Source organism: Roseibium litorale, from assembly GCF_014842915.1.
Classification (GTDB): Bacteria; Pseudomonadota; Alphaproteobacteria; order Rhizobiales; family Stappiaceae; genus Roseibium; species Roseibium litorale.
The window spans coordinates 139,594-151,257 of record NZ_JACYXI010000001.1; the positions used below are offsets into that span (position 1 = coordinate 139,594).

Genomic DNA, 11,664 nt, shown 5'->3' on the forward strand with positions numbered 1-11,664 from the left:
AGCCACGCCCTTTTTCTGAGATGCCCCAGCTTGTTTAGGACAAGTTCAAAAAAGGATCCGCGCAGCCCTCCCGTGGGTGAAACAAGCCTGAAAGTCAGGCTTATTCCAGGCCGATCTTCTGCTTCAGAAGATCGTTCACGGCCTGCGGGTTGGCCTTGCCTTTGGACTCCTTCATCACCTGACCGACGAACCAGCCAAGCAGACCCGGCTTTTCCTTGGCCTGCTCGGCCTTTTCCGGGTTGGCGGCAATGATGCCGTCGACGATGGCTTCAATGGCGCCCAGATCGGTCACCTGAACCATGCCGCGCTCTTCCACGATTCTAGCCGGGTCGCCGCCTTCAATCCAGACGATCTCGAACAGGTCCTTGGCGATCTTGCCGGAGATGGTGCCGTTCTTTATCAGATCCACGATGGCGCCGAGCTGGTCCGCGGAGACCGGGCTGGTGGTGACATCAAGGCCTTCCTTGTTCAGGCGGCCGAACAGCTCGTTGATCACCCAGTTGGCGGACAGCTTGGCATCGCGGCCCTTGGCCACCAGCTCGAAGAAGTCGGCGGAGATCTTCTCGGCAACCAGAATGTCGGCATCATAAGGCGTCAGGCCCCAGTCCTTGACGAAACGGGCCTTCTTCTCGTCCGGCAGCTCCGGCAGATCCTTGGCCAGATCGTCCACATAGGCCTGCGTGAATTCCAGCGGCAGCAGATCCGGATCCGGGAAATAGCGGTAGTCATGCGCTTCTTCCTTGGAGCGCATGGAGCGGGTTTCGCCCTTCACCGCGTCGAACAGGCGGGTTTCCTGGTCGATGGAACCACCGTCTTCCAGGATCGCCATCTGGCGGCGGGCCTCATACTCGATCGCCTGACCGACAAAGCGGATGGAGTTGACGTTCTTGATCTCGCAGCGGGTGCCGAATGCTCCGCCCGGACGGCGGACGGAGACGTTCACGTCGGCGCGCATGGAGCCCTGATCCATGTTGCCGTCGCAAGTGCCGAGATAGCGCAGGATGGTCCGCAGCTTGGTCAGATAGGCCTTGGCCTCATCCGCCGAGCGCAGATCCGGCTTGGACACGATTTCCATCAGCGCCACGCCGGAACGGTTCAGGTCGACAAAGGACATGGACGGGTGCTGGTCATGCAGGGACTTGCCCGCGTCCTGCTCCAGGTGCAGACGCTCGACGCCGATCTCGACCCGCTCGTCCGGCATGTCGAGGATGATCTTGCCCTCGCCCACGATCGGCTGCTTGAACTGGGAAATCTGGTAGCCCTGCGGCAGATCCGGATAGAAATAGTTCTTCCGGTCGAAGACGGACTTGAGATTGATCTCGGCCTTCAGGCCCAGACCCGTGCGGATCGCCTGGCGGACACATTCCTCGTTGATCACCGGCAGCATGCCGGGCATGGCCGCGTCCACAAGGCTGACGTTGGAATTGGGGGCCTTGCCGAACTCGGTCGAGGCGCCGGAGAAGAGCTTCGCCTCGGACGTCACCTGGGCATGGACTTCCATGCCGATCACGATTTCCCAGTCGCCGGTCGCCCCTTTCAGAAACTTCTTCGGATCGGGGGTGCGTGCGTCGACAATCGTCATTCGCTCAATTTCCTGTTCTGCAGCGCGCTTGAGGCTCTCATGCAGATCCTTCAGCGCTCTAAGCTGTCAATTCAATGCAATGCCCAAGCAAAGCCGGTATTCGCGTTTGCGGGGATCGCTTTGGCGGCGTGGGGCCGGACCGCATCCGCCTTCACAGCGAAGCACACCGGTCACCTGAAATCTTGGTCCTGATGCCTAATGTGGAAACGGCTGTCCTGCAAGGCTTTCGTGCGGACAAACGGCGGCAGCAGGCGATTTGTGCCCTGTTCAAACAGTCCCGGCATGCCGGAACCACGGCTCATTCCACCGGCGGGTTCTTCGCCTTGCCCGTGCGCATGATGAAGCCGATCAGAACAGCAACGGCCTGATAGAGTTCCGTTGGAATGGCCTCGTCCAGCTCGATCTGGGACAAGGCTTCTGCCATCATCGGATTGTTCTCGATGGGAACACCGCTTTCACGCGCGATCTCCTCGATTCGCTCGGCGACATTTCCCGTGCCCTTGGCGGAAACGACCGGCGTATGCGCACCATCATAGGTCAGCGCGACCGCGATCTTTTTCTCGGGCTTCCCGGTCGTCTTGTTCATGACTGCCTATCCACCGATGCCCCAGCCGCAAACCTGCGCCGGGCGGGCAGCCCGCGGATGAACCGGAGCTCCTGAAGATCCAGCCCCGCATGGGCAAAGGCCGCCTCCAGGCTCTCCCTGTTCTCGTTCAATGCCCTGTGCATCTCTTCCCGGTCCGCCCACAGGCTGACATAAGTGCTGCCACCACGCAGGCTGACGGCAGCCTCCATAGGACCTGTCGCGGTAAGATCCAAAGCAAAGCGCAGACGCCAGGCCCGCTCCCCGCTGTCCGCATCGCCATTATGGTCTGGATCGCGTCCAATCTGCATCTGGACGACCGCCGTCTGACCGCCAACCGCGAGCGGCAGATCGACCACCAGATCCATCGCCCTGCCCCCGCCGGAATGAGACGCATGAGCCGGAGACGACCCGCCGCCAGACTGAGATGCTGACGCGCCTTGCTGTTGCCCCGCAGCCTCCCGGGTGATGCCACGGCTTGCAAGCTGCTCCAGACGAATGCGGGACAAGGCGCCGTCCGTGTCCTTGAGAAGCCGGGAGGCCAGTGCCTCGGGGCCATCCTCCTGGGCGGGAAGATTTGCCTGCGCTGGTGGCTGCCCTTGAGGAGAGCCGCGCAGCGAGGGAACGCGGGGCTGGGTCAAGGGACGCGCGGGCAATTCCTCTCCCCCCATCGCCTGAAGCAGCTTGCGCAGGTTCATCAGCAGGGATTTCAGATCATCGCCCCCCGCCGCCTTGCCCGTCGAGGGCCGCATGACCATTTCCCGGAAAAGGCCGGACAGCTCCAGCGCCCGCTGCACATCCTCCGCACTCAGAACAACGTCATCCGCAGCGTTGCCTTGGCCTGTTCCGGCAGCCTGACCTCCGAGCCGCAGCCCGAGAATCTGCTCAATGGCGGTCTGCACCGGTTTGGGCACATCCATTTGTCCGCTGGACACTTGTGCGCTGACGGCCTGAAGGTTGGCGAAGAGATCCGCAAGAGAAGCTTGCTGCTTTTCAAGCGCCGGAAGCAGCTTGTCCACCACCTGCCGTACCGGTTCGGGAACCGGCCTGCCGCTGACGGTCTCCGGCATGGCACGATCCACGTCCACGGGATAGGTCTGCGTGCCCTTCAAACCCGAAGCAGCAGGCATCTGGAATTGAGAGGCCGCACTTCCTGAAGGTAGAGAGGGCAAGGGGTCTCTCCCTTGCGGAAGAGGGAAAGCGCTGACTTGAGGCACGGGGCCAGTGGCAGGCTGCGCGACGGTTGCCTGAGACAGCCCCTGAACCTGCCCTTGCCCCTGAAAGGCACCTTGAGCGGAAGCAGCGACTGCCCCCGCCAAGGACGGGACCGCTCGTGTTTGTGGCAGTGTCCCCGCAAGGACAGGCTGAGCTGGCGAGGATGAAGGAACCATTGGCGTTCCTGAAGCAGGCCCTGCCTGGACGGCGCCTTGTGGAGCATTGAGACCACCTGCAGTGCCTGTATTTCCCGGCACTGAGACCGGAGGAGCAAGAGCCGCGGAGCTGATGGCAACCTGGGCCGGACCGGCATTCCCTGATTGCGCCGGACTTGCGGCACCGGATTGCCCGCTTGACGCAGGCAGCACATTTGCAGGCTGCCCTGAAGGCGTAGCACCTGCTTGTGACATCGGCACCGTGCTTGCGGCCTGTGCCCCCGCCCCCGGCAAACTGCCTCCCGTTGCCTGTGAAGTCGCAAGAGCCGGAGCAGCAGCCTGGGCCGACGCAGTATTCCCAGCAGGAAGCAAAGTCTCAGCCCCTGCGCTCTGACGCACGGCAGCAGCCGGGGTACCTGTTGCAGACCCGCCCGCGGGCAGCGGGTTACCCGCAGCATAGGGAGCCGGTGAGCTGCTGCCCTCAAATGGCGGCGCAGCGGAGCCCACAGCTTGAGAACCTGGAGCCTGTGCGCCCGCAAAAGCCGCGCCTTGCGGCGGTGTCTGCATGATGGTTCCGGCTGGAGCACCTGAAACAGATGGCGGCGCGGACCCGCTAACCACTGGCGTCTGGGAAACGGCGACCTGTCCTGCAGCGGGTGGAGGTGCATCAGCCAGTCCTGCCGGGGTCACGGATATTGCCCCCCCGCCTGCCGCGGTCAGAACCGGAGAACCAGGCGTCTGAGCCGGTGGAGCTGTACCAGGCGCGGCAGTTCCCAGCCCCTGAGCGGAGAGTGGTGGTGTTGCCGCTGCCGGGGCTGAAGGAACCGGAGACACAGAGCCGGTTTCAGGAATTGTGCCGGGAATGCCCCCTGCTGCGGGCGAGGCTCCAACCCCCGGCAAGGGCGGTGCAGAGAGCGGAGAAGGTGTTGAGAGAGCCGGTGAAGCCCCTGTAGCGGGAGCTTGTGGGCCAGCGGGCCGGGAGGCAGACACTTGTGCGGCCTCGGGCTGACTGGCGGATGGCAGTACCGGAGAAACTTGCTGCGCAACCTGGATCCCGGTCAGGGCCTGAAGAAGTGTCCCGGAAGTGGATGCGCTGATCGCGGCCGCCTGTTGAGCTGCTGCCGAAGGCGCTGCCGCTGTTCCGGGTTGAGCGGCTGCAGAGGGCAGTGAAGATGTACTGGCAGCAGAAGTGCTGACCTGACCGGAGGGGGGAACGGCCGCCTGGCCTCCAGCCGAGCCATTCGCTGAACCTGCCGCCTGCCCAGTGACCGCCCCCCCTTGCTGAACAGAAGGCACAAGCAGCTGGATCTGCGGCCTTCCAGGTTCTCCGCTGACCTTGAGTGTGACCTCTGCGCCCTTCGGCAAGGGTGTGCTGACACGCACCTCGACACTGGCAGTCCCCGAACTCAGCCGCACCACATTGTCAGGAAGGACCGCACTGACCTTGACCGCAACCTCTACTCCGGGCTCAAGCCGCAACTGCGGCCCCGCAGAATTCTGCGGGTTTGAAGGTTGTGACGCGGTTATTTCACCAACCATCTTGCCGAACTCCCGGGCCGGTCAAAAAACATCTCCTGAACCAGGACGTCAGTTTAGCAGGGATTGCGCCCGTCACCTACGGCCCTCGCAAACGCGTCCGATTGACGCGGATCAATGATCTTTTTTCGCAAGATGGCATTCTGCTTCGACTGAGAGAGAGCCGGGAGAGGCCATGATGCACTGGGTAGACAAATTGAATGAGCGGGCGAACCTTATGGGACGCATGCTGGAAACCATAGGCGCGATGGATCGCATGCCGATGGGCCAATGCCTTGGTCAAGACTTGCGTGCAGCCGCGAGCCGCTGCAGCAAATGCCTGTCAACCGAGTCCTGCAAGGCTTGGCTTGATGAACACAAGACGGGTGCCTCCGCCCCCATGCCGGAATGCCCGAATTCGGAACTGTTCCGCCGCTGGCTCGATCCGGTCCTGTGAACCACACGGCTTGCGGACAAACATGGGTCCGCAAGCAAGACGCCTAGCCGGCGTTCCGGTTCCGGCGTGAAGCGATGCCGAAGGCAATCAGGGCTGCCAGTGCACCACCGGCAAAGCGGAACGGGAACATGGCCAAAGCCCCGGCATCATGAGATATTATCTGGGGCAGCCCGGTCAGGCCTAGCCCTGTCTCAACGAAAAGAGAGAGCGTTGCCGCAGCAAAACCGGCGATCAGGATCTTGTTGCGCTGGTCCGCACGCCACCCCATCCATGCGCCAATGACAAGCGAGAGGGGGTTGAAGAGCCCGGCAAGACCGAACAAAGAGAGCCAAGTCGAAGAAATCATGACCGTCTGTCTATCCTTTTGAGGGAAAAAAGGCGAGCGGCGTTTTGGCACATCCCTCTATCAATCTCTTCAAATATCTGAAACAAATCTTTTCAACGATTTTTTGCTGAATTACCGCCCGGCAGGAATTCCTGCTTGAGCTGCTTTTCAAAAAACATACAATTCTAGGTATATTGGAGTTATTCTTGTCTATGAGTTTTGCCCCACAACCAAAAGACGCCGATGTAACCATCGGCGAGCTCAAGTCCCGGGACCAGCGCCTGGGGATCAACTGCAATTACTGCGGCCGTTTCCGCTACATGGCTGACAATCAGTTCCGGGCCTCCACAGTGGTTGCCGGGATTGCGGGAAACCTGACTTGCGCCCGCTGCGGATCCGATGACGTGGAGACATTTGCCGTCGCCCGTACCGAAAAGCACGGCTATTGGCCGGCCGAGAGAAGCTGACACCCTAAAAACCGATAGGAAGATCAGGCAACGCCGCGTGCCGTGAAGGGCGCTGCTGCGGTCCCGATTTCCCTGCCCTCTTCGGCCGCTTCCATCATCTCGATCACGGGATCGCCCTCCACATCACTGGGGATGAGAAACAGCCCCAGCCGGTGGCAGAGATTTCCGACCCAAACGGAAGCCGTGACATAGATCATCACCGGGGCGATCACCAGCGGCAGCGCAACTGGCAGCAGCCAGTACCAGAGTTCCGGCGCGAAAAGATGGGCGAAGAACAGCCCCGAAACACCTGTCACGCTCATCCACCAGGAGGCGGACAGGCTTTCCCAGAAGCTGATCGTTCCATCATCGCGGGACGCCGCAGGCCAGCCTGAATCGGCCCCGAAGACGATCTGCATGACAGAGCGGGTCTGGAACATCATATGGATCGGCGCCAGCATCGACGTGACCAGCAGTTCCAGGAAGGAGCTGATAGAGGCCCGCACCGTTCCGCCGTAACGCCAGGCCTCCCGGCGCAGAATGGCGCGGACCAGCAGTGTCAGCTTCGGCAGGATCAGCAGTGCGCCAACGCCAAAGAGCAGTGCGAGAGCCGTGGTGGTTTCCGGATGCGGGAACACCGGGAACGGGGAATGGCCATCGAAATAGACCGGCGGCGGCGCAACGAGGGGCGCGGCCAGACTGGAGACCAGGAAGAACAGCCAGACCGGAGAAGACAGGTAGGAGAAGATCCCCTGAATGATATTGGTCCGGTTCCACAAGCTGAAACGCGGCGCCAGCAGGATCTTTGCGTGCTGCAGGTTGCCCTGACACCAGCGCCGGTCGCGCTTGGCGAATTCGATCATGTTGGGCGGGGCTTCCTCGTAGGAGCCTTCGAGACCCGGGTCGAGACGCACGATCCAGCCGTCGCGGGCAAGCAGGGCAGCCTCGACAGTATCATGACTCAGGATATGCCCGCCAAAGGGCGGCTTGCCGGTCAGGGGCGCCATGCCGCAAGACCCTGCAAAGGCGGCAACCCGAATCAGGGCGTTATGGCCCCAGAACGGACCGGCATCACCCTGAAGGGCCGCAACCCCACGTGTGAAGGTCGGAGCATAGATCCCGGAGGAATATTGCAGCATGCGCCCGAACAGCGTCTTCAGACCAATGGTCTGCGGCAGGCTCTGCAAGAGACCGAGGCGGGGCTCCGCCTCCATCCGCCGGACCATTTCCATGATCGTCTTGCCGCGCATCAGGCTGTCCGCATCTAGCACCAGCATATAGGCATAGGCCCCGCCGGAGGTGCGGACGAAATCGGCAATGTTGCCTGCCTTGCGGCCGACATTCGGAGACCGGTGCCGGTAGTAGAGACATCCGCCAGCTTCCAGCTTCAGAAGCGCCGCGCGATAGGCAGCCTTCTCAGCTTCAACCGCATCGGCGCGGGTGGAATCCGACAGAACATGAAAATCGATGGCATGCCCGCCCGGTTCCGCCTGAAGCGAACGGTACATGGCCTCGATCCGGGCAAAGACCGGACCGCAGGATTCATTGTAGACGGGAACGAGGATCGCGGTCCGGCCTTGCGGCAGGCCGGAAATCGAAGCAGGCGTGTCCGGAGTGAACAGCACGCCGAGAAGCGCGGTACAGGTGCCCCAGGCAAGCCAGAAGGCGGAGATGGCAATCAGGCTGACCCGGACCACGTCAAGCCAGTCATAACCATCCGACTGGGCTATGGTGCCGAACATACTGACGGCGCCAATCGTCAGAATGAGAGTCAGAACCAGGGCGCCAAGGCGCCTGGACTGCACACCGATACCGGCCCTGAAGGCACTGCCAGACCCGCCAGACATGGTCTCTTATCCCTTGCGCCGGAAAGCCCGGACAGGAACGCCTGCTATGCGGCCCAGCGCACTGGTGCGCTTGGCAGCAAAGGGTAGCGCCAGGGACACATTCAACGAATGATCCGGCATGGCCATGGGGAACCGTGGCTGCGGAAATGCCGTGCAACGCAGCACCGTGCTCAAGAGCTGTGCATTGTCTTCCGACAGAACCAGATCTTCCGCGCTCAGCTCCAGGCCGAGAACGCCGAGAGTTTCGGTCAGGCACGCAAGCAAGCTTGCATCGTCGAGATCGGGACGGCCGATCGATGCACGCAGCAGATCAAAGGCTGTTTCGCCGGAAAGGGCGGCGGCCCCGGTCTGCGAATGTCCGTCCTGGGAGGTCAGGCTTCGGAGTTCCATTGATAGATCCACTTTTCTGTCAAGTACTTACCATTAATCTTGAGCCGAAGGCTCATTTCGACGGGGCGGGAACCATCTTCCCGGTCCACGTCAAAAATCAGTCGCCAGGCGCCGTTTTCCACCTTCTGAAGAAGCTGGTTCTCCGGCTTGCCGTTAAAGACGGCCAGATCCGCTTCAACTGGATCATCGCCGCCCAGTGTTTCAAGCCCGCCACCGGCAAAGACCACGACGAACTTGCGCTTGCCCTTTTCCGGATCGGATGCAGCAGAGCCCGCATGGCCGGTCCGGGTCGAAGTCACCAGTGCAAGGTCCGTGCCCGGCTCAGGTTCCCGCCCCCAGATCATCCGGTAGCGGAAATTGAATTCAGCGCCCGCCTCCGCCTTGCGGTTCGGGATCCAGAAGGCGGCAACGTTATCGTGGATCTCCTTCGCCGAAGGGATCTCTGCAAGCATCACCTGCCCGGCCCCCCAGTCATCGATCGTCTCGATCCAGAGAGACGGGCGGCGCTGATACTGGGCCTCGGTGTCGAGGTAGTGCGAGAAGTCCCTGTCCCGCTGGACCAGACCGAACCCCTTGACCCCTTCCTCGTAGAAGAATGACAGTCCGAGCTTGCCGGGATTGCGCATCGGACGCCAAAGCCTGTCACCGGATTTCTCCAGGATCATCAGCCCATCGCTGTCGTGCACTTCCGGCCGGTAATCATCGAACCCGAAATGGTCATTCTCACCGAAGAGATACATAGAAGTCAGCGGTGCGATGCCAAGGCGCTCAATCGCATCTCTGACAAAAAGCCGTGCGGTGACCTGGATCTGAGTATTGATTCCAGGTGTAATCACAAAGGCATAGGCCCCGGTCACACTCGGACTGTCCAGATCCGCCCACAGGCGGATTTCCTGCTGACCTGCCGCCGGACGCTCGATGAAAAAGCGGGAGAAGCGCGGAAACTCTTCCGGACCGCTCACAGCTGTGTTCACCGACAGTCCGCGTGCGGACAGGCCGTAGATGTTGCCCTTGCCCAGCGCCCGAAAGTAGCTGGCCCCCTGAAAAGCGATCAGCTCGTCTTTGTAGTCAGGCCGGTTCAACGGATAGTGAAGCCGGAAACCGGCAATACCGGGCAATTCTACATCGTCGAACTGAGCCGGATCGAGCGGCGCGCGATATTCAAAGTCAGAGGACTTGAAATGCAGCGGGGCCACCGCGCCATCAACCACCTCGAAAATTTCCACAGGCTGCTTGAACAGCCCGCCGGGATGAAAGGCCTGCAGCTCGTAGGAACTGTCCGTGCCCTTCCAGAGCGAGCGGTCCGGACGGAAGCGGATGGCACGCAACTGATCGTAGTCCAGCGCATTCATCGCATCCGGAAGCTTTGAGGCCGGTTCAGAATAAGACCCCTGGGCCCGCTCCCGGGCATTGTTGACGAGATCATCAAACGAAAATTGCGGCGGTGCAGCAGAAGCAGGCTCAGCAGTCTGCGCAAACGCCGCAGGACTCCCAATAGTTCCTGCGGCAGTCGCTGCACAGAAGGTCAGCGCCGCCCCCATCAAAACACGTCTACGATCAATTTCCGACGTCACGTCAACCCAGCCCCGCACACGCAACTCTACCGTTTAGCATCAATAAGATGCTGTTTTTTATGGTAAATTTCAACCACTTCCGATTTTCAGGGTTTGTTGGAAGCGCTCCGCGCATTTCTGACAAGGCCTCCAACAAATGAGCATATGAACCTAAATACAGAAATCTGCAATTGGTTCCGTTCAAGAATGCTGCCATGCAACGATAATGGTTTCATTTTGCTTTCCGAACCGCTTGAGAGCACTTCGGATCCAACGTCCAGAACACCTCCAGAAGCTCTGAAATTCCGGACAATTATTGCTCCCGCCCGGCCCGTAAAGACCGGACATCACGCAATGTTCCCGGAGACTTAAGAAAATAACTATGGCAGTTCCGTGATTTTTGTCAGACGTATGTCAAACACGATTTCTCACGAAAGCATGAAGCGGCCTCCGGAAACACCGGAAACCCTCGACCTTAGGCCCGCGAAAGACTTGCGAGAACAGTTTGCGCGAGTGACAGAGAAGCAGTCAGTCCGGGTGACTCGATACCGTAAAGAGCAATGAATCCGGCGATTCCGTGATTGGAAAAATTATCAACACGAAAATCTGCTGCCGCTTCTCCCGGACCGGAAATCTTCGGCCGGATACCGGAGTAATCCGGCACGAGGGAATTGTCCGGCAAGCCAGGCCAATAGCGGTGGATGGCCGCGTAGAACTTCTGGCTGCGGACCGGATCCACCCGGTAATCGATGCGGTCAACCCATTCCACATCCGGACCGAACCGCGCCTGATGCTGGAGATCAAAGGTCAGGTGGACACCAAGTCCGCCCGGTTCTGGAACAGGATAGACTAGCTGGGAAAAGGGTGCCCTGCCCGCCAGCTTGAAATAACTGCCCTTGGCCAGATAGGCCCCCGGCGGATTGGCACCCGGAATTCCAGCCGCCAGCCCTGGAGCATCGTGCCCGGCGCACAGGATCAGCTCACGGCAGGTGATCGTGTAGGGCTCTCCCCCCTCGCCTTCTGCCGCTACAGTGACGGAGAAACCGTCACGCGGCAGCTTCGAGAGCGACAAAACCCCGGTGTTGAGAACAACCTGCCCGCCATGGGCTTCGAGTTCCCCCTGAAGCGCCAGCATATAGCAATGGCTGTCGATGATGCCGGTCGAGGGGGAAAGCAGCGCCCCTTCCGAGTGAAGCTCCGGCTCAAGAGCCGTCACATCCGCCTTGGTAAGAGCCTTGAGGTCATGCACGCCGTTGGCGGCAGCCTTGGCCCGGATGCCTTCCAGCTCCGCCACCTGTTCCTTGTCCGAAGCGACGATCAGCTTGCCGATCCGCTCATGGGCGACACCGTGCTCGGCGCAGAAGCGGTACAACAGCTCCTTGCCCTCCACACAGGACCGGGCCTTGAGGCTGTCCTTGGGATAATAGATGCCTGCGTGAATGACTTCACTGTTACGGGCACTCGTCTCGGAACCGATCAGGCCATGACGCTCCAGCACCATGACCTCCCGGCCGGACAGGCAAAGCGCCCGGGCGGTGGCAAGCCCCACCGCCCCGGCACCAATCACAAGGGTTTCGACGTCAAACACGTCCAAAT

10 protein-coding genes are annotated in these 11,664 nt (G+C 60.9%); 2 read left to right on the forward strand and 8 right to left on the reverse strand.

The annotated features are described in order from the left end of the window. Positions 1 to 100: 100 nt before the first annotated feature. The 3 genes from gatB to fliK form a co-directional block, all read right to left on the reverse strand. Positions 101 to 1,582 (reverse strand): Asp-tRNA(Asn)/Glu-tRNA(Gln) amidotransferase subunit GatB, encoded by a 1,482-nt coding sequence (gatB, locus tag IG616_RS00740; protein ID WP_192145471.1) that lies wholly within the window; start codon positions 1,580 to 1,582, stop codon positions 101 to 103. A 298-nt stretch (positions 1,583 to 1,880) separates the two neighbouring features. Beyond that, positions 1,881 to 2,168: an EscU/YscU/HrcU family type III secretion system export apparatus switch protein gene (locus tag IG616_RS00745; protein ID WP_192145473.1), complete on the reverse strand. Its 288-nt coding sequence runs from the start codon at positions 2,166 to 2,168 to the stop codon at positions 1,881 to 1,883. Beyond that, positions 2,165 to 3,337, reverse strand: a complete 1,173-nt coding sequence (gene fliK, locus IG616_RS00750) for a flagellar hook-length control protein FliK (RefSeq protein ID WP_192145475.1) — start codon at positions 3,335 to 3,337, stop codon at positions 2,165 to 2,167. The genes IG616_RS00745 and fliK overlap by 4 nt, the downstream gene beginning before the upstream one ends. Before the next feature lie 1,909 nt (positions 3,338 to 5,246). On the opposite strand from fliK, the gene IG616_RS00755 reads away from it, so the two are divergent. Further along, the gene (locus tag IG616_RS00755; RefSeq protein WP_209007209.1) at positions 5,247 to 5,507 is read left to right on the forward strand and encodes a DUF6455 family protein; all 261 of its coding nucleotides are present in this window, start codon (positions 5,247 to 5,249) and stop codon (positions 5,505 to 5,507) included. Positions 5,508 to 5,550: 43 nt separating this feature from the next. Here IG616_RS00755 and IG616_RS00760 read toward each other — a convergent pair whose 3' ends face one another. Beyond that, complete coding sequence (locus tag IG616_RS00760; protein ID WP_192145477.1) at positions 5,551 to 5,853, reverse strand: phosphatidylglycerophosphatase; 303 nt, start codon at positions 5,851 to 5,853, stop codon at positions 5,551 to 5,553. A 191-nt stretch (positions 5,854 to 6,044) separates the two neighbouring features. Between IG616_RS00760 and IG616_RS00765 the strand changes: the two genes are divergently transcribed. After that, positions 6,045 to 6,299: a hypothetical protein gene (locus IG616_RS00765; RefSeq protein ID WP_192145479.1), complete on the forward strand. Its 255-nt coding sequence runs from the start codon at positions 6,045 to 6,047 to the stop codon at positions 6,297 to 6,299. 23 nt (positions 6,300 to 6,322) lie between these two features. On the opposite strand, the gene mdoH is transcribed toward IG616_RS00765, so the two are convergent. From mdoH to IG616_RS00785, 4 genes are all read right to left on the reverse strand, one after another. Next, positions 6,323 to 8,125 (reverse strand): glucans biosynthesis glucosyltransferase MdoH, encoded by a 1,803-nt coding sequence (gene mdoH / locus IG616_RS00770; RefSeq protein ID WP_192145481.1) that lies wholly within the window; start codon positions 8,123 to 8,125, stop codon positions 6,323 to 6,325. A gap of 6 nt (positions 8,126 to 8,131) precedes the next feature. After that, positions 8,132 to 8,515 (reverse strand): hypothetical protein, encoded by a 384-nt coding sequence (locus IG616_RS00775; protein ID WP_192145483.1) that lies wholly within the window; start codon positions 8,513 to 8,515, stop codon positions 8,132 to 8,134. Continuing rightward, positions 8,497 to 10,056: an OpgD/OpgG family glucan biosynthesis protein gene (locus tag IG616_RS00780; RefSeq protein WP_192146621.1), complete on the reverse strand. Its 1,560-nt coding sequence runs from the start codon at positions 10,054 to 10,056 to the stop codon at positions 8,497 to 8,499. The genes IG616_RS00775 and IG616_RS00780 overlap by 19 nt, the downstream gene beginning before the upstream one ends. A 487-nt stretch (positions 10,057 to 10,543) precedes the next feature. Further along, positions 10,544 to 11,656, reverse strand: a complete 1,113-nt coding sequence (locus tag IG616_RS00785) for an FAD-dependent oxidoreductase (RefSeq protein ID WP_192145485.1) — start codon at positions 11,654 to 11,656, stop codon at positions 10,544 to 10,546. Between the last annotated feature and the right edge of the window lie 8 nt (positions 11,657 to 11,664).